The following is a 17,213-nucleotide window of genomic DNA, read 5'->3' as shown; positions in this document are numbered from 1 at the left end:
CCGATAGCACTGCCGCCCTTTAGATTACTCAGGAGCTTCACGTGAAAAACACCTTTCTCAAAGCCACGCTCATGTCGGCGCTGGTCGGTCTCACTGCGGGCGAAGCTGGCGCTGCGGACTACAAAAAGAACCCGTTCACCCTGGCGTACGACGGCGCCTTGACCAGCAACGAGCCGGGCAAGGTCAACATCCATCCGGTCAGCTACAAGCTCAATGGCCTGGACATCGCCGCCAACGTTTACACCCCGGCCAACTACGATGCGAAGAAGGTCTACCCGACCGTTGTGGTCGCGCATCCGAACGGTGGCGTCAAAGAGCAGGTCGCCGGACTGTACGCCCAGCGCCTGGCCGAACAGGGCTACATCACGATCACCGCCGATGCGGCCTACCAGGGCGCAAGTGGCGGACAGCCTCGCAGCATCGACAAGCCGGCGTATCGCATCGAAGACATCCATGGCATGGCAGACTTCATCAGCCAATATGCGGGCGTCGATAGCACGCGCCTGGGCTTGCTCGGGATCTGCGGCGGCGGTGGCTATTCGTTGGCCGTCGCGCAAACCGACAAACGCTTCAAATCGCTGGCAACCATCAGCATGTTCAACTCCGGTCGGGTGCGTCGCAACGGCTACAACGACTCGCAACTGGACAGCGTTCAGCAACGCCTGCAACAGGCTTCCGCTGCGCGCGCTCAGGAGGCGGCCGGCGGTGCTGTGCTCTATTCGGGTGACGCCAACCTCACCGACGAGCAGATCGCCAAGCTGCCCTTCGAGCTGTATCGCCAGGGCTACGAGTACTACTGGAAGACCCACGCGCACCCGAACTCAACGTTCAAGTACACCACCAGCAGCCTGTTGGACCTGATGCGTTTTGACGCGACCAATCAGATTGAGTTGATCAATCAGCCATTGCTGATGATCGCCGGCAGCAAGGCTGACAGCCTGTACATGACCCAGGATGCATTTCCCAAGGCCACCGGCACCAAGGACAAGGAATTGTTCATCATCGACGGCGCCACCCACATCGAAACCTACTGGGTCCCGCGTTATGTCGACGCGGCAATGGGCAAGCTGACAACGTTCTACGCACGAACCCTTTGATGGGCTGTTCGGGGGATCGCGTATCCATGCGGAACCTGCTTACATGGAATAATTACGCGATCCCCATGAGAGGCTCTCATCAATGTCACGCGCCAATCTCAACGATCTGCAAGCCTTTGTGATCATTACCCGCGAAGGCAGCTTCACCCGCGCTGCGGCGCAGCTGGGCGTCTCGCAGTCTGCGCTAAGCCATACTCTACGTGCCCTTGAGACGCGACTCGGGGTTCGTCTGCTGACCCGAACCACCCGTAGCGTATCCCCTACCGAAGCCGGTCAACGGTTATATCAATCCATGGCGCCGAGGTTCGAAGAGATTGAACTCGAACTGGCAGCGGTCAGCGAGTTTCGTGACACCCCGGCAGGGAACGTGCGGATTCAAGCATCCGAACATGCAGCCAACAATATTCTCTGGCCCAAGTTGCTGAAGGTGCTTCCCGACTATCCGGACATCAAGGTCGAAATCACCGTCGACTACGCACTCTCCGACATCGTCGCTCAGCGCTATGACGCAGGGGTACGGCTTGGGGACCAAGTGGCCAAGGATATGATCGCCGTTCCTATCGGGCCGTCCTTGCGCATCGCGGTCGTGGGCTCACCCGAGTATTTCAAACAGCGCCCAGTGCCGAAGGTGCCGGGTGATCTGGCCGCACACAATTGCATCAATCTGCGCCTGCCCACCCATGGAAGCCTGATGCAATGGGATTTTGAAAAGGATGGTCACGAACTCAAGGCGCGCGTTGAAGGACAATGGACGTTCAACAGCAGCGTGCCGATTCTGCGTGCCGCCGTTGCGGGATGTGGGTTGGGTTTCCTTCCGGAAGATATGGTTGCCAAGGAGATTACCGAGGGAAGCCTTGTGCGAGTGTTGGAAGACTGGTGCCAACCCTTTGCCGGTTACCATCTCTATTACCCCAATCGCCGTGAACATTCATCAGCGTTTGGCGTTGTAGTTGAAGCGTTGCTCTACAAGCGATGAGTCATCGACCATCAAGCCGTCTCAATTTATACCCCCGCCTCACAAACCCGCGATTAAGCAGATGCTTTGGATCGATTGCAGTCGTCGACGAACGGCTGCAATGGGTCGACTCTCGCCGCTCGCAACAGGTAGAAATCGGCCAATAGTGGACGGTCAGTGCACTTTCAGATTGGTGACTCACTCAACCAAAAGAGCGCGTTGGGTCAAGATTTTAAGTAAGGCAGCCGATAAAGACTGCCAGTTACGTCAATTATTCCGTTGCTCCACGACCGAATTGAGTGATCGCTGCGGTTTCAGCATCCATGCAGCCAACGCCGGCAGCAACAGAATCGCGCCGAACATGTTCACGAGGAACATGAAAGCCAGCAGGATGCCCATGTCGGCCTGGAACTTCAGTGCTGAGAACGCCCAGGTTGCCACTGACAACGTCATGGTCACGGCGGTGAATACGGAGGCCGTGCCGCGTTGTTTCAGCGCTTCGACGAACGCTTGCTCCAGGCTCAGACTGCGTTCGTGCATTTCGTGTTTGATGCGCTCGAACAGGTAGATGCCATAGTCGACACCCACCCCGACTCCCAGCGCTACGACCGGCAGCGTATTGACCTTCAGGCCAATGCCCAGCGTCGCCATCAGCGCGTTGCACAGTACCGTCACCAACGCCAGCGGCAGGATGATGCACAGCGTGACGCGCCAGGAGCGGAACATCCACAGGCATAACAGCGCAACCGATGCAAACAGGGCACTATTGACCACTTTATCGGCGGCATGCACCACTTCGTTGGTCGCCGCCATCACGCCGACGTTGCCCGATGCCAGTTCGAAGGTGATGTCGTCGCTGTCGTAGCTCGCCTTGAACGCCTTGATCCGCGTCATCAGTTCGCTGATGGTGCCGGCCTGGTGATCCTTGGTGTAGATCGACACCGGAATGGCATTGCAGGCACTGTTCATGTATTCGGTGCCGCTGCGGGTGGCGAAGCCGATGCCCTGGGCGATCTGCGGCACCTGTTCTGGCAGCACGCGCCATTTCAAGTCGGTTTCGGCATAGGCCTGGGTGATGTTATTGACGAATGCGCTCAGACTACGCACGGAAGCCACGCCGTCATCCTGACGCAAATACACTTCGAACTCCTCCAGCGGCGCCAGCACTTCGCGCTTCACACAAGGCGTTTCATCGCCCTTGGCCTTGACGATGACCTGTAGCAGATCGACACCGGTGGCGAAGTGGCTGGTGATCGTGGCCACGTCCTGGTTGTAGCGCGAATTTTCCCGCAACTCCGGCACACCCGCGCCCAGGTCACCGACATGCAGGTTTCTGGCCTGGTATAGCCCACCCACCAGCAGCAGCGCTGCGATCAACAAAGCGACCAGGCTGCCGCGTCGCGTCGCCAGTTTACCCAGGTGCTCCCACAGCCGCAGTCCCATGGTTTCCTTGCCACGCAGCTTGAGCGCATCGGCCGCCGAAAGGCGCATGAACGACAACAGAATCGGCAACAACATTTTATTGGTGATGATCATCACCGAGACGCCAAGGGTGGCGGTGATGGCCAGCTCCCGCACCATCTCGATGTCGACCAGGGCAATCACTACGAAACCCAGGGCGTTGGCGAGCAAAGCCACGGCTCCGGGGATGAACAGTTTCTGGAAGCAGTTACGCGAAGCCGTTACGCCATCCGCGCCGGCCAAGGTTTCCAGCTTCCAGGCATTGGTCATCTGCACTGCGTGGGATACACCGATGGAGAAGATCAGGAACGGTACCAGAATCGACATCGGGTCCAGGCCCAGGCCCACCAGTGGCAGGATGCCGAGCAGCCAAACCACCGGAATGACCGCGCAGATCAATGCCCAGCCAGTCAGCATCAGCGATCCGCAGTACCAGAACAGCAGCACGGCGGTGATCACGAAGGCCGCCACGAAAAACAACAATACGCCCGAAGCACCTTCGGCGATGTCACCGATGGATTTGGCAAAGCCAATGACGTGAATACTGATGTCGCCGGTCTGGTTGTCCTGGCGGATTTTCTCCAGTTGCGCCGCGACTTGCTGCAAGTCCAGTCGTTCGCCCGTCGCCGGGTCGGTTTCCTGCAAGGTGGCAACCACCATGGCCGACGACAAGTCGTTGGAAACGATGCGCCCGATCCAGTCGGACTTGAGCGTGCGCTCACGCACCTGCGCCAGTTGTTCGGGGCGCCCGGCATAATCGGATGCCACCAGATTCCCCCCGGTGAAGCCCTCCTCCACCACTTCGGTGTAGCGCACGTTCGAGGTGAACAACGAAGTGACCGAGCTACGCTCCACGCCGTTGAGGAAGAACACCTCGTCGGAGACCTTGCGCAACACGTTCATGGACTCCGGCGCAAAGACCTCGCCCTTGCTGTTCTTCACCGCGATCAGGATCTTGTTCGCCCCACCGAAATCTTTCTGGTACTTGAGGAAGGTGCCCATGTACTCATGGTGCAGTGGAATCATCTTGAGGAAGCCGGCCTCGACTTTGAGGTGCGACGCGCTATAGCCCAGCCCCAGGGTCAACAGGATAAAGAGTGCCAGCAGCGGCTTGCGCTGATGGAAAATCCAATAGGAAACCTTGCCCACCAGCCCACGGGAAAAGTCCTTGCGATTGAGGTGTTCGACATCGTTGAGGATTTCATACCGGCTCATAACTTCACGCTCTCTTGCAGCAATACGAGAGTGGTCAATGACTTGATGCCCTGATCCCCCACGGCCAGCGTCTGGCCATTTGTCAGTTGTACGCCTTGAGCAAGGCTCGCTTTGCTCGAACCGTTCAAGGTCTGGAAGCTCACCCCGTCGTCGTCGCTGGTGAGCACAAGCCCGCCGTTACCCAACGCCAGAATGCGGCCGGAATCAAGTTGCAGCCCGCCATTGATGCCCAGGGTGGTGCCAGTCTCAACCTTGCTCCAACTCTGCCCCTTGTCCGTCGAGCGCCAGACATTGCCGCGCATGCCGTACGCCAGCAACGCGCCGGAACGGGTTTGCAGGGCACCGAAAAAACTGCCCTCGTAGGGGCTGTCCAGAGTTTCCCAGGTTTGCCCTTGATCCAGCGAATGAGCCAGGGTGCCGCTCTCACCCACGAGAAAAAGTTGCCCTTCGACCTTGAGGATTTGGGCAATGTGTCGATCGAAATCGTCACCCAGAATCATCCGCCGTTGCCAGCTCGCGCCGCCGTCGCTGGACTCCAGGAACAGGCCGAAAGCGCCCCACGCCAGCATCTTCTGCTCACCGATCGAAGCCACTCCCAGCAAAGACTCGCCACCGGTATCGGCTTCCACCGCCTGCCAACTCAACCCGCCGTCATCCGAGTGCAGGAGTGCGCCGCCATGCCCCACCGCTGCGCCGTCTCGCGCATTGGCAAAGGCCAGTGCGGTCAGCGTGCGCGTAACGGGTGTGCGCAGGCTGTGCCATTGCTGGCCCTGATCGTCGGAGTACACCACCACGCCCCGCTCGCCCACGGCCACGAGGCGTTCGCCAACCTTTTCCAGGTCAAGCAGGAACACCTTGTCGGCAGCGACGGGATAGTCGAGGACGGGAGACTGGGCAAAGGCCGCCGGTAACGCGGCGATCGCCCACAGTGCTAGCGCCAGTGAAGGCAGGCGATGAGACAACATAAGGAAAGTATCCACTGTAGGGAAAATCGAAATGACCCGCGCGGCAGCTCGGCACCGCGCGGGCTCAGGAGTCAACGCCCCAGGCGGCGCAGCGCATCGGCCTGGAAGTCAACGAAGCGACCTTTGGTGCCGAACTTCCAGGGGGATTTTTCCTGGTTCGAAAGGCCGGACATGTAGTAGCTGCCGTTGCTCAGGTCATGCCAGATATTGGCGGCATACCAGGGCACCTGGGCATCGTAATACTGGATCAGAGGATGCACGCCGACACGCCAGAGCGAGCCACGAGTGTCATAAGCATCGGTGGCCAGAACGGACCAGGAATCCTCGTCCAGGTAGAACGAACGCTTGCCGTAGACGTGCTTGGCATCCGGTCGCAAGGTTGCCTCCACGACCCAGACGCGGTGCAGCTCATAACGCATCAGATCGGTATTGGGAGTCCCCGGGGTCAGGATGTCTTTGTACGAGATCTGCTTGTTGCCCAGTTTGTAGTCGTTGTAAGGCACATACATTTCTTTCTTGCCGACCAGCTTCCAGTCAAAGCGATCCGGTGCACCGTTGAAGGCGTCGAAGTCGTCGGTGACGCGCAAGCCTTCGGTGCCATCGTTGACGTTGTCATACGCCAGGTCCGGTGCGCGGCGAACGCGACGCTGGCCCACGTTATAGATCCAGGCCGAACGCACTTCCTTGACCTGATCGATCGGTTCCTGCACCAGCTGGATCGTGCCGGCCAAGGTTGCAGGCGACAGGAAGCGCGCGGTGTAGTTGAGCAGACGATTAGGTGACTGCTGGTCCATGTTGCTGTCGAAGACGCGATTTTCAAGGATCCTCACGTCATAGAAATCGCCGCTGGGGCGCACCGGGAACGAGCTGTAGGTACGTTCCAAACCACCGCCAAGATAGCGCACGGTGTGGTTCCAAATCGCTTCCAAACCGTTCTTGGGAATCGGGAATGGCGTGGTCGTGCCGTTGAGATTGACCAGCCCGAAGCCACTGAGCTCGGCAGTCACCGCATCGGCCTTGACCCTGGCCGCGATATCGGCCGGAACGGTGGCGGTGCGATGGGTCGGGTAAACCGGCATTTGATAGTTGGGGTGCTTGGCGAATAGCGCCTGCATGCCCGGCGTTACCTTGTCTTTGTACTGCCCAAGGTTCTGCGCGGTGATGGTGAACAGCGGTTTTTCCGAAGCGAACGGATCGGTGTAGCCCTTGTCCGCCGCCCAGCCGGCTGGCGGCTGCGCCAGACCACCGGTGTACGCCGGAATGCTGCCGTCGGTGTTGCCCTTCATCTCGCCACCCAATGGGGTGAGATCAGCACCCAATCGTGCGGCTTCATCGGCAGTGATTTTGGCCGTGACCGGGCCGCTCAAACTGAACATGATTGCACTGGCAAGGGCGGACAGAAGCACGCCCCGGGTCGATATTTTCATTTTTGATTACCTTTTATTCTTGTTAGAAGCTGTAGCTGTAACTGGCCGCGAAGAAGTCGTGGTCGCGCATCGGGTCGTATTCGGCACTGTTGTCGAAGGTGACGTAGCTCATTTCGACTTTGTGTTGCTTGTTGTAGTCGAAGCTCACACCGACGCTTTCGGTCAGGCGGCCTTCGTTGAATTGCCCGTCCATGGAGACACCTTCCACATCCTGACCGAGGTAGGCGAACGGCGAAGCGGTCACCGAAGTGCCCAGGAAGTTGGAGTAGTCCAGCTGCCCGCGCAGGCGATAACCCCAGGAGAAGTCGGTGACATAACCATCATTCTTCGCACCATCGGGTTGGGCGTTGCCCAGTGCACCCAAGGCGCCAGTGCTTGGCGCGGCGCCCATGTCAAATATGAAGGCGCGGCCATAACGTTCGTTGTCCTTGAAGTCCGGCACGTTGTTCCATTGGAAGCCCACTTCGCCAACGACCGTCAGGTTGTCCGCACCCAGCACATTGGGAAACAGGTTCACCGCGTTGAATTGCAGCTGGGTTTTCTCGAAGCGATTCCAGCCCTCTGTCAGTGCCGCGCGCTGTCCGAGCACCGCTTGTTGCAGCTCGGCCAGCGGACCGACGCCACCCAATGCGCCATTGAGCAGATCGGCACCGTTGAGTTGCACCGGTTGGTTCGGCGAGTGACTCAATTCACCGGCCAGCGACCAGCCCTTGACGGTTGTGGTAAAGCTCACGCCGTACAGGCGGATATCTTCGGGGTATTCCCAACTCGGGCCCGTGCCGCCGAATGCGCCACCGGCCGGTGCTCCGGAGAATTCATCCGGTACGCGCGACGCGTCGTTGCGGATCGCCAGGTATGGCGTGCGCGAGTGGTAGTTCATGTAATAAACACCCAGCTCGCCATCCAGTGCATCGACGGGAATGCGGAACGCCAGACCCCATTGGCCACCGTCCTTGGGTTCCTTGCCCTTGTTCAGTGGCAGGTAGGCACCGGCGTTGATCGCTTCTGCCGAAGACAGCGCGTTCGGATCGCCCAGGGTGACGCCGACATCGCAGCTGCCAGGATCGCGTGCGATCACCGTTTCGGCCACCGACCAGTAATGGCCACAGCCTTCCACGGCCGTGTTCTCATACTTGAGCTGGTAGAAGCCTTCCATGGAAATGCCCGCCGGCAGACCGAGGTTGAAATAGCCCATCCAGACCGGAATCAGCGCTTCCTTGAGCTCGGTGCCGGGACGTCGCAGGGCCGGAACATCAAGGGGGTTAATCTGGTTCAGGCCCTGGATGTACAAGCTCTCGCCCCAGTTCACGACTTGGCGACCCAGGCGCACCTGCAAGGGTGACTGATCGATATAGAACGTGTCGTAGACATAGGCATCGAGCAGGTACACGCCCTTGTACTTCTGCAAGTCTTCGTAGCCGCGGTCAGACAGTGGCGCGTCCTTTTTGTAGCCGTTGGAAATGCTGCCAAGGTTGACGTCTTCATCGGCCAGGGCCTGGTCATACCAGCCCTTCACTCGCACCAGGCCACCCAGGTCGCCATTGCGCAACGACACATCGGTCACGAACTTGCCAATGCTGGAGAACCGGTCGCCCTTGTCATAGTTCAAGTTGCCCGCATCGCTGCGATTGGAAAGACCGCCCTGCTTGCCCACGGAACGTCCGTTGGCACCAGAATAAAGCTTGTTATCCGCATCTTCGGCGCGCCACTGCGAACCCACGGTCAGCGTGGTGTTCCACTCCCCTTGCCACTCGTCACCGACTTCGAAAGTAACGGCCTGTGCACTGCTGGCGGTGGACAGTGCGATGGCAACTGCCAACGGATTCAAACGGGAAAGACGCTTATTGTTGTTGTTTGGCATCGCAGATCTCTATGGGAATTGCCCTTTTGCCAGCCTTGCGTGGAGCAATCCACGAACGCCGGCAGAGCCTTATTGTTGTGTCGATTATGCGAAGAAGAAAAAACAGAACTTGATAATTCATGACATAAGTTTGTCTTTTCACGCAGAACGCGGAACGTTTGTCTCGCCGTGCTGCAAGGCAAAAAATGAAGGGAAGACGATTCTCAGCGGCGGTGGCAAATTTGACTTTTCACGCCCTCATACCTTCAATACGCGACAAAGCAGCAGCACCGACACGTCAGCTGTCGCGCCCATAACAACAAAGAAAAAATCTGCCCATGATCGATTTCGTGCGAGCCACGGCGCTGGCCAACTTCTCTGAGTTCGCCGCGAAACAGGGCCTGAACCCTGAAAAAATGCTCCAGCGGGCCGGCTTGCCGCGGGACCTGGAACAACTTCCCGACAGCCTGATTTCCTACAGCAAACTGCTGGATTTGATGGTGCTGTGCGAACTGGAAACCGGGAACCGGTTGTTCGCCCTGCAGTATGGAGTGGCCCAGGGGGTCAACGTCTTCGGCTCCCTGCTCTACCTGTTGAACAACGCCAGGGATGTCCGTGAAGCGCTGTCGGAACTGACCGCGTACTACCACATTCATTCGGGTGCGGGCCAAGTCGCTATCGACGAAAAAGGCAAGCACGCGATCCTCACCTACACCATCACCGACACGTCAATCGCGGGCTATCGCCAGGGTTCGGAGCTTGCATTGGGCGTTGGCATGCAGTTGATGCGCACACTGCTCGGCAAGCGCTGGCAACCCCAGTCGTTTCTGATCCGGCACACCCCGGTCGCCGAACCTGCGCAGTATCGGCGCGTCATTGGCATGTCCCCCAGTTTCAATACCACTTACAACGGGTACATGTTCGATGCCGGCTTGCTCGATATCCCGTTGGAGTCGGCCGATCCGGCCCTGCACAGGCTCATACGGCAGCACCTTGATCACCAGGCTCAGATGTCCGTCCAGGAGCTGCCGGCGCTGGTCCAGCGGCTCATTCGTAACTTCATGCCGGACGGCCACGCGACCCTCGAGTACATCGCCACCTTCATGAAGATCAGCACGCGCAAATTGCAGCGTCAGCTGGAACTCGAAGGCATCAGCTTTCAGGAATTGCTGTCGGAAACCCGACAAACCATGGCTTGTCACTATCTGCAGGACTCGACGATCAAAATTTCGCAATTGGCCGACTTGCTCGGCTACGGCGATCAAAGCGCATTCACTCGTGCATTCCAGCGCTGGTATGGGCAAAGTCCCCGGGAATGGCGCAAGCAGTTAGTCGATAAGCCAGGTAACCCGCAGCGACGGCGCCAATTATCAAAAACCTGACGCCAATTGAACGGTATTTGCCTTGATGCCAGTGAACAATGACGATGTCTGAACAACGCCCCTTCGGGCTGCACGTCAGATGACGCAACTCCTCCTTGAGAGCGCCAGCACACACTGAGCGCTCTTTTTTTCTTAACAATTGTTAATGCCCCCCTTCATCTGTCCTGCCCACAATGGGAAAAACAAGAAACCACAGGACTGCAGCATGATCACCCCACCTTGTGCGAAAACGGTGTATGAACTCTTCCAGGCGTCGGCCAACACTTATGGCGATCACACCGCGCTGACCTACCTCAGCAACCTGGAACCCCTGCAGGAACAGCACGTCAGCTATAACGAACTACTGGCCAATATCAACCGTTCAGCGCGCCTGCTTCTGGACCTCGCGGGCACCCGTAGACCGGTGGTCTCGATGCTGTTGCCGAACATTCCGCAAAGCCAGTATTTGCTCTGGGCCGCTGCCAGCGTAGGGGTTGCCAACCCGATCAACCCGCTGCTCAGTGAGGACGCGCTGTACAACTTGATGCTCAAGGCAAAGACAGAGTTGATGTTCGTACCTGGGCCGACGCCAGGTTCCGATCTGTGGCAGAAGACCCTGAGCGTGGCCCAACGGCTGCCACACCGGCCCAAATGCATTGCGGTGCTGGCGCCTGGAGGCGAGTACTTTTTTGACGCATTGCTCCCAGACTATAGCGATGCCGAATTGGAGCCTGTGCTTCAACCGCAGGCCGATGACATCGCGGCTTACTTCCACACCGGCGGCACCACAGGGCTGCCCAAGATCGCCTGCCACACCCACGCCAACCAGGTCGCGGCAGCGCACGCCTATGTGCGCTGCATGGAAGCCAGCTCGACTGACGTAGCACTCAACGGCTTGCCGCTCTTCCACGTCGCCGGTGCCTTGGTAAACAGCCTGGGCGGTATGGCGAGTGGCTTGCGCATGCTGCTGCCGACGCTTTCCGGATTCCGCAATCGCGAGGTGATCCAGCGTCACTGGCAACTGGTCGAGCACTACGGCATCACTATCAGTGGCGGCATCCCAACCTCGGTGGCAGCCATGCTCGACATCCCCGTTGGCAACCATGACATCAGCTCCTTGCGTTTCATGATTTCCGGTGGCGCGCCGGTGCCAGCAGCGCTCTGCGAAAAACTGCGAGAGACCACCGGGCTGAATCTGTACCAGGCCTACGGCATGACCGAGGCGGCCGGCGTCATTACCTTGCCTAATCTGCGTTGCCCTTCCATTCCAGGCAGCGCCGGGCACGTGAGCGGTGCAATGCAGGTGCGTATTGCCGAGAGTGGCGAGATCTGTGTGCGCGGGCCGACGGTGTTCCCTGGCTATCTCGGACAAACTGAAAGCCCACTCGACGATGGCTGGCTACGCACCGGCGACCTGGGCCGCCTGGACGATCAGGGCAACCTCTTTATCACCGGCAGGGCCAAGGATCTGATCATACGCAGCGGCCACAATATCGACCCGGCTCTGATAGAGAACTGCCTGGAATCCCATCCGCAGGTGTCACTGGCGGCTGCCGTCGGCATGCCCGATGAATATGCTGGTGAGCTGCCAGTGGTGTTCGTACAGCTACGACAGGGCTGCGTGGCCAGCATTGACGAACTGCGCCAGTACGCCTTCGATAATATCGCCGAACGCCCCGCCTGCCCGAAACAGATCTTCCTGGTCGACGCACTGCCGATCACAGCGGTGGGCAAGATCATCAAGCATCGCTTACGCGAGGTAGCGGCAGCCTACGTTTACAACGAACTTGCCAGGCAGCGGTGCGGCAATGAGCTGACCGTAGAGGTTAATCAGCACGCTGATGGCAGCCTGGTGCTCAATCTCGATAGCGTACCGCTTGAACATCAGAGCTGGTGTGCCGAGCAGGCTCAGCGTTTGGGGATGGGTGTGCATGCCGTGCAGTAAGTGCACCTGAACTAATGCAAGAGCGAGCCTGCCCGCATATGTTCGATCGTCTTCTCGAGCAGGCTTTTTGGCATCTGACAGGCTGCTGGTATTCAGCAGCCTAACTTGCGTTTGATCCGCGAGAACGACACAGCATCCATACTCAGATAGCTCGCGAGCTGGTACTGCGGGACCCGCGCCAGCAACCAGTTTTCGTTTTCGCGCAACCAGCGATAGCGTTGCTCGCTATTGCAGGTCAGCAGCAGCGCCTCTCGCGATTCGTTACGCAGCATGATTTCCCGAGTGACCTTGTCGAGCATCCCCTGCATCTGCAAGGAGCGCCCCTGTTGCTGGGTAAAAATCTGCAGCGGCACAGCCACCAAGCGACTCTTCTCCAGCACTTCAATGCTGTAGGTACAAGGTTGCTGCTTCAAATAGGCGCTAAGTGAACCGACCAACGCGCCTTCGTGAAAAAAGGCTTTGTTCCAGTCCTTTCCTTCTGGCGAAGAATAGTAATAGCGCACCAGGCCATTGAGGATGACGAAGAAATGCGTCGGCATTTCGCCGGCACGAACGATGTGCTGATCGGGGGCGTAGTCGCGCAGTTCGAGCACCTGCAACAGGTGCTCCCAGAGTTCGGGCTCGTTCACGCCGTAACGGCAAAGCACGGCCCTAAACAAATCTGAAGCGCTCGCATCGAGAAGGTTTTTCACGGTCATTGTCGCGCCCCGGGGCAATGTCGTTGGCGGCTGCAAGGCCATTCAAACACAGGCAACGCAAGACCCCGTAGCGGGAGAGAACATCAGTTATGCAACAGCGTCACTTGTCACCTCTCGAAAGAGCATAGCCACACACTCAGCGGTCAACGCAGGCTCCGCTTGACCCTCCAGCTCCAGCTGAGCCAGAAGTATCAGCAAGGTACGCCCGCCATCCTTGACCTCGACCGAATGCACCGAGGCCCGCGCCCGGACACGCGTGCCCGCGCGCACGGCATTTTTGAAGCGAACGTTGGTCACGCCGGCATTGACCAGGCTGCTCACACCGGCAGGCACGATGCCCATCTGCATCATCAAGCCACCGAGCAGTGACAGGTTTAGAAAGCCGTGGGCGATGGTCGTACCAAAAGGGCTTTCAACCTGGCAACGTACCTCATCCACATGAATCCACTGGTGGTCTTCCGTGCAATGGGCGAACTCGTTGATTCGTGCCTGGTCAACCAGGGCCCATTCGGAAACGCCCAGTTCCTTGCCCACGAATTGAGCCAGGTGGTCGTAGTGATAACTCATGTTCATACAGCGCGCTCCAAGGCAGCGGCATCTTCAAGAATCATGCTCGCGCCCTTCTCGCCAATCATGGTGACTGGCTGGTTAGTATTGCCGTTTACCAGGGTTGGCATGATTGACGCGTCGATCACGCGCAGCCCATCGAGGCCGTGCACACGCAACCGCGCATCAACCACGGCCATCGCATCGCTGGCGGGGCCCATTTTGCAGCTGCCCACTGGGTGATAGGCCGTTTCAACGTTCTCCCGTACCCAGGCTTCGAGTTGCTCATCGGTTTGCACCTGCGGGCCAGGATTGATCTCGCACTTGTTGTGCACCGCGAGCACCGGCTGGGCAATAATCTTGCGCATCATTTTGACGCCCAAGACCAGTCGTTGCAGGTCACGCGCGTGACTCAGGTAGTTAGGGTCAATCAATGGAGGTGCCAGCGGATTACTGCTGTGCAGGCCAACCCGGCCGCGGGAGAGCGGTCGACCGTCGTTGATCGCCATCGAATAGCCGTAGCCGGACGCAGGCAAGCGCATGTCACGCCCGTGATCGCGATACATGATGGGCGCGCAATGCAACTGCATGTCGGGCATGGACTCCTGTGGCAACGAACGCACAAACGCCCCCGCCTCGATCACATTGGTGGTGAGCATCCCACGACGACGGAAGACGAACTGCGCCAGGGCTTTTACCGCCTGAAGGAGCGACGAGGGGTGCAAAGAGATGCCCCGGCGGGTGTGCGTACGCACGTTGAGCACGACCGCGAGGTGATCTTGCAGGTTCTGCCCTACCCCCTCCAGTTCATGGCGAACCTGAATGCCATGCTTCTCCAGCTCAGCCCGCGGGCCTATGCCCGACAGCAGCAGAAGCTGTGGCGACTGGAACGCGCCGCCGCTGAGAATGACTTCGGCGCTTGCCCGGGCCTGGCACAACTTGCCGTTGCGCATGTACTCGACACCCACGGCGCGCTTGCCGTCCAACAGCACACGGGTGGCATGGGCGCCGGTGATGATCTGCAGGTTTTCCCGGTCACGCGCCGGGTTCAGGTAGGCCCTGGCATTGCTGCAGCGTCGTCCGTTTTTTTGGTAGGCGCGTTGCAGGCACGCCCCCTCTTGATCGGCACCATTAGGGTCAGAACTGCGTGGCAACCCGGCCTGCGCACAAGCTTCGAGAAAGGCGTGACCGTAGGGGCTGGTCCATCGCCGTTCAGCAATGTTCAACGGCCCGCCCTTGCCGTGAAATGGCGCGTCGGCAGGCTGACTGACAGGCTCGAAATTCTCCGACTTCTTGAAAAAGGGCAAGACATCGCGAAAGCCCCAACCCGGGCAGCCCAAACGCTCCCACTCATCGTAGTCCCAAGGCTGCCCCCGGGTATTGACCGCCAGGTTGATACTGCTCGAACCACCGAGACAGCGACCACGCGGTTGAAACATCCGGCGGTTGGCCAGTTGCGGCTGCGGCTCGGTTTCAAACAGCCAGTTGTAACGACGACTCTTCATCAGCGCCACCGCGCCGGCCGGGATAGCCACCAACGGGCTCCAGCGTCCACTCGGGCCGGCCTCCAGCAGCAGCACACGGTTGCTGGCACATTCACTCAAACGGTTTGCCAGCACTGAGCCGGCGGACCCGCCACCGACAATAATGTAATCCCACTTGTTACCGCTCATCTCAGGTACCTTTTTTATTTTGTGCGGGTACATCAATTGAATAGATCGGGATCGCTGTGGGTGATTTGATCCCACAACGGTCTTGCCTGGAACCAGCCGGCGTAAGGCGTGCCGACCTGCGAACGCACGCCTAGCGCGGTCTGGTGATCAATCAACTTGGGCGTGCCGGCGGCCATGGCCAACAACTGCGCCTGGCAGGAACGCTCCATCGTGATAAACCACCAGATGGCTTCGGCGACGGACTGGCCGACCGTCAGCAAGCCATGGTTCTGCAGGATTACCGCCTTGTGTTTGCCCAACGCTTCACCGATACGCACGCCTTCGTCCACCTCGGTCGCGACGCCGCCGAATTCGCTATACAAGCCATGATCTTCGTAGAAGGCGCAGGCATCCTGAGTGATGGGCGCAAGCGGGATACCCAGGCTGGAAAACGCCTTGCCGTGCAACGAGTGGGCATGCGCAGCGGCCAGTGCATCGGGGCGTGCTGCGTGGACATGGGAATGAATGACCAGGGCCGCGCGATTGACCGCGTATTGCCCTTGGACGACGTGGCCTTCATGGTCGACCAGGACCAGGTCCGAAGCACGGATACGGCTGAAACTCTTGCCAAACGGGTTCACCCAAAACCACTCGGACGGGCGTTCGGGATCACGCACCGTGATGTGCCCTGCGACACCTTCGGAAAAGCCGAACCGGCCAAAAATTCGGAAGCCAGCGGCAAGCTGCTCCTTGCGGTATTGGCGCTCTTTGGCAATAGAGTCGAAACAAGGTGGCTCTGGAATCTCGACACCCTCTGGGCGCGGACCGAACAGGGCATTAACCATTGCTGCAGGTAGTTTTGTTGTCATCTTTATAGACTCCAGCGGCGCGAATGCAGCGCACTCACGCAGGTTTAGGTACTAGCAAAGTAAACAAAAGCCGCTGGATTATCTTGACAATTCACGAAACAAAACTTGACCATTGGCGAGTATTTTTTCGTACTCAGGAACGCCAACAGGTGATCAGCCGATGAACTATTTCGTCCGAAGTGGCGCGCTTTTAGGGTTTTCCGAACTGGTTCGCGAACTGGGCCAGGAACCCGAACGCCTCTTGCGTGAAGCCGGGTTGAGTCAGGCAGTGACGCACTCCCCGGACCTCTACGTCCCTTATGTCGCGATGGCTGAGCTGCTGCGTTTGGCGGCATTACGCTGCAAGGCGCCAGACTTTGGTGTACGTCTGGGCAATCGTCAGGGACTGGAAGTGCTCGGCGCACTCGGCTCGTGCCTGTGCCTACAGGCCACCGTGGGTGATGCCTTGCAGTTGCTGCAGAAGAACATGGACTTTCACGCTCGCGGGCTTCTCTGGGAAATCAGCACATCCGAGTCGAGTTTTGCGATCCACTGGCGGTTTGCATTTGCCGAGGATGTGGACTGCGAACAGCTCAATGCACTAACCCTGGCGGTATTTGCCCAAGGCATGAGGCAACTGCATGACGTCGATTTGCCTCCGCTTGAAGTCGGCCTGCAAATCCACAAGCCTGTTCATGCCAAAGCCTACGAGCACGCTGTGCGCGGGCCGATTCGCTATGACCAGGCGATAAACCTGTTGAGCTATCCCGCCACCCTGTTGGACCAACCGGTAGTGGTTAATCAGCGCTGGCGAGATCACCTGACGCTGCAATGGCGCACTGGCTGGCAACGCCTGGCGCCCTTCAGCCTGGCCCGCCAGGTGGAAAGCGCCATCGATGCCTTGCTGCCAACCGGTGAGTGCAATCTGACCATGGTGGCCAAGCTTGTTGAATTGCATCCACGCAGCCTGCAGCAACGCCTCAAGGCGCAGGACAGCAGCTTTGCGCACACACTCAAATCGTCGCGCTTGCGGCTGGCAAAGCACCACCTAACCAGCAGCTCTATCGACCTGACCTCTCTGGCGTTGAACCTGGGCTTTGCCGACCTCACTGCATTCAGTCGCGCGTTCAAACAATGGACCGGCATGTCGCCACGCAAGTGGCGACAGCTGGCCGATAGTCCAGAGCCGACAATTGAGTGAAG

The 17,213-nt window shown here is 58.8% G+C and carries 13 protein-coding genes; 5 read left to right on the top strand and 8 right to left on the bottom strand.

Annotated features, from left to right (window positions below):
* Nucleotides 1-41: 41 nt before the first annotated feature.
* Together ABVN21_RS08405 and ABVN21_RS08400 are read left to right on the top strand one after the other, a co-directional pair.
* Entirely contained in the window at nt 42-1,097 is a 1,056-nt protein-coding gene (locus ABVN21_RS08405; RefSeq protein ID WP_339555749.1) for an alpha/beta hydrolase, read from the top strand.
* Between the two features lie 82 nt (nt 1,098-1,179).
* Nucleotides 1,180-2,073 carry a LysR family transcriptional regulator gene (locus tag ABVN21_RS08400; protein ID WP_339555750.1) on the top strand — a complete coding sequence of 298 codons (894 nt, stop codon included), beginning with the start codon at nt 1,180-1,182 and terminating at the stop codon, nt 2,071-2,073.
* Between the two features lie 246 nt (nt 2,074-2,319).
* On the opposite strand, the gene ABVN21_RS08395 is transcribed toward ABVN21_RS08400, so the two are convergent.
* The 4 genes from ABVN21_RS08395 to ABVN21_RS08380 all read right to left on the bottom strand — a co-directional run bounded on the left by ABVN21_RS08395 (nt 2,320) and on the right by ABVN21_RS08380 (nt 8,981).
* Nucleotides 2,320-4,728: an efflux RND transporter permease subunit gene (locus tag ABVN21_RS08395; RefSeq protein ID WP_339555751.1), complete on the bottom strand. Its 2,409-nt coding sequence runs from the start codon at nt 4,726-4,728 to the stop codon at nt 2,320-2,322.
* Nucleotides 4,725-5,693, bottom strand: coding sequence for a YCF48-related protein (locus tag ABVN21_RS08390; RefSeq protein WP_339555752.1), 969 nt, complete (start codon nt 5,691-5,693; stop codon nt 4,725-4,727). Before ABVN21_RS08390 ends, ABVN21_RS08395 begins: the two co-directional genes overlap by 4 nt.
* Before the next feature lie 71 nt (nt 5,694-5,764).
* Nucleotides 5,765-7,120 carry a DUF1329 domain-containing protein gene (locus tag ABVN21_RS08385; protein ID WP_339555753.1) on the bottom strand — a complete coding sequence of 452 codons (1,356 nt, stop codon included), beginning with the start codon at nt 7,118-7,120 and terminating at the stop codon, nt 5,765-5,767.
* Between the two features lie 22 nt (nt 7,121-7,142).
* Nucleotides 7,143-8,981, bottom strand: coding sequence for a DUF1302 domain-containing protein (locus ABVN21_RS08380; RefSeq protein ID WP_339555754.1), 1,839 nt, complete (start codon nt 8,979-8,981; stop codon nt 7,143-7,145).
* 317 nt (nt 8,982-9,298) lie between these two features.
* Here ABVN21_RS08380 and ABVN21_RS08375 point away from each other — a divergent pair, with 317 nt between their 5' ends.
* Both ABVN21_RS08375 and ABVN21_RS08370 read left to right on the top strand, forming a co-directional pair.
* A complete protein-coding gene (locus tag ABVN21_RS08375; RefSeq protein ID WP_339555755.1) occupies nt 9,299-10,342 on the top strand; it encodes an AraC family transcriptional regulator ligand-binding domain-containing protein in 1,044 nt (347 codons plus the stop codon).
* 205 nt (nt 10,343-10,547) lie between these two features.
* Nucleotides 10,548-12,266 carry an AMP-binding protein gene (locus tag ABVN21_RS08370; RefSeq protein ID WP_339555756.1) on the top strand — a complete coding sequence of 573 codons (1,719 nt, stop codon included), beginning with the start codon at nt 10,548-10,550 and terminating at the stop codon, nt 12,264-12,266.
* A 92-nt stretch (nt 12,267-12,358) separates the two neighbouring features.
* On the opposite strand, the gene ABVN21_RS08365 is transcribed toward ABVN21_RS08370, so the two are convergent.
* From ABVN21_RS08365 to ABVN21_RS08350, 4 genes are all read right to left on the bottom strand, one after another.
* Nucleotides 12,359-12,964 carry a Crp/Fnr family transcriptional regulator gene (locus tag ABVN21_RS08365; protein WP_339555757.1) on the bottom strand — a complete coding sequence of 202 codons (606 nt, stop codon included), beginning with the start codon at nt 12,962-12,964 and terminating at the stop codon, nt 12,359-12,361.
* Nucleotides 12,965-13,051: 87 nt separating this feature from the next.
* Nucleotides 13,052-13,537 (bottom strand): MaoC family dehydratase, encoded by a 486-nt coding sequence (locus ABVN21_RS08360; protein WP_339555758.1) that lies wholly within the window; start codon nt 13,535-13,537, stop codon nt 13,052-13,054.
* The gene (locus ABVN21_RS08355; RefSeq protein ID WP_339555759.1) at nt 13,534-15,183 is read right to left on the bottom strand and encodes a choline dehydrogenase; all 1,650 of its coding nucleotides are present in this window, start codon (nt 15,181-15,183) and stop codon (nt 13,534-13,536) included. Before ABVN21_RS08355 ends, ABVN21_RS08360 begins: the two co-directional genes overlap by 4 nt.
* Before the next feature lie 32 nt (nt 15,184-15,215).
* On the bottom strand, nt 15,216-16,031 hold the full coding sequence (locus ABVN21_RS08350) for a class II aldolase/adducin family protein (protein WP_339555760.1): 816 nt from the start codon (nt 16,029-16,031) through the stop codon (nt 15,216-15,218).
* 160 nt (nt 16,032-16,191) lie between these two features.
* On the opposite strand from ABVN21_RS08350, the gene ABVN21_RS08345 reads away from it, so the two are divergent.
* Nucleotides 16,192-17,211: an AraC family transcriptional regulator ligand-binding domain-containing protein gene (locus tag ABVN21_RS08345; protein ID WP_339555761.1), complete on the top strand. Its 1,020-nt coding sequence runs from the start codon at nt 16,192-16,194 to the stop codon at nt 17,209-17,211.
* Nucleotides 17,212-17,213 lie beyond the last annotated feature (2 nt).

The organism is Pseudomonas sp. MYb327 (assembly GCF_040438925.1).
Classification (GTDB): domain Bacteria; phylum Pseudomonadota; class Gammaproteobacteria; order Pseudomonadales; family Pseudomonadaceae; genus Aquipseudomonas.
The sequence above is the reverse complement of the archived record's forward strand: the minus strand, read 5'-3'. Positions and strand labels throughout refer to the sequence as shown.

Excerpts from the sequence above, each read along its gene's own strand:
- ABVN21_RS08390 (WP_339555752.1), bottom strand. The coding sequence starts at position 5,693 with ATGTTGTCTCATCGCCTGCCTTCACTGGCGCTAGCACTGTGGGCGATC.
- ABVN21_RS08350 (WP_339555760.1), bottom strand. The coding sequence starts at position 16,031 with ATGACAACAAAACTACCTGCAGCAATGGTTAATGCCCTGTTCGGTCCG.
- ABVN21_RS08395 (WP_339555751.1), bottom strand. The coding sequence starts at position 4,728 with ATGAGCCGGTATGAAATCCTCAACGATGTCGAACACCTCAATCGCAAG.
- ABVN21_RS08360 (WP_339555758.1), bottom strand. The coding sequence starts at position 13,537 with ATGAACATGAGTTATCACTACGACCACCTGGCTCAATTCGTGGGCAAG.
- ABVN21_RS08365 (WP_339555757.1), bottom strand. The coding sequence starts at position 12,964 with ATGACCGTGAAAAACCTTCTCGATGCGAGCGCTTCAGATTTGTTTAGG.
- ABVN21_RS08380 (WP_339555754.1), bottom strand. The coding sequence starts at position 8,981 with ATGCCAAACAACAACAATAAGCGTCTTTCCCGTTTGAATCCGTTGGCA.
- ABVN21_RS08355 (WP_339555759.1), bottom strand. The coding sequence starts at position 15,183 with ATGAGCGGTAACAAGTGGGATTACATTATTGTCGGTGGCGGGTCCGCC.
- ABVN21_RS08385 (WP_339555753.1), bottom strand. The coding sequence starts at position 7,120 with ATGAAAATATCGACCCGGGGCGTGCTTCTGTCCGCCCTTGCCAGTGCA.
- ABVN21_RS08345 (WP_339555761.1), top strand. The coding sequence starts at position 16,192 with ATGAACTATTTCGTCCGAAGTGGCGCGCTTTTAGGGTTTTCCGAACTG.
- ABVN21_RS08375 (WP_339555755.1), top strand. The coding sequence starts at position 9,299 with ATGATCGATTTCGTGCGAGCCACGGCGCTGGCCAACTTCTCTGAGTTC.
- ABVN21_RS08400 (WP_339555750.1), top strand. The coding sequence starts at position 1,180 with ATGTCACGCGCCAATCTCAACGATCTGCAAGCCTTTGTGATCATTACC.
- ABVN21_RS08370 (WP_339555756.1), top strand. The coding sequence starts at position 10,548 with ATGATCACCCCACCTTGTGCGAAAACGGTGTATGAACTCTTCCAGGCG.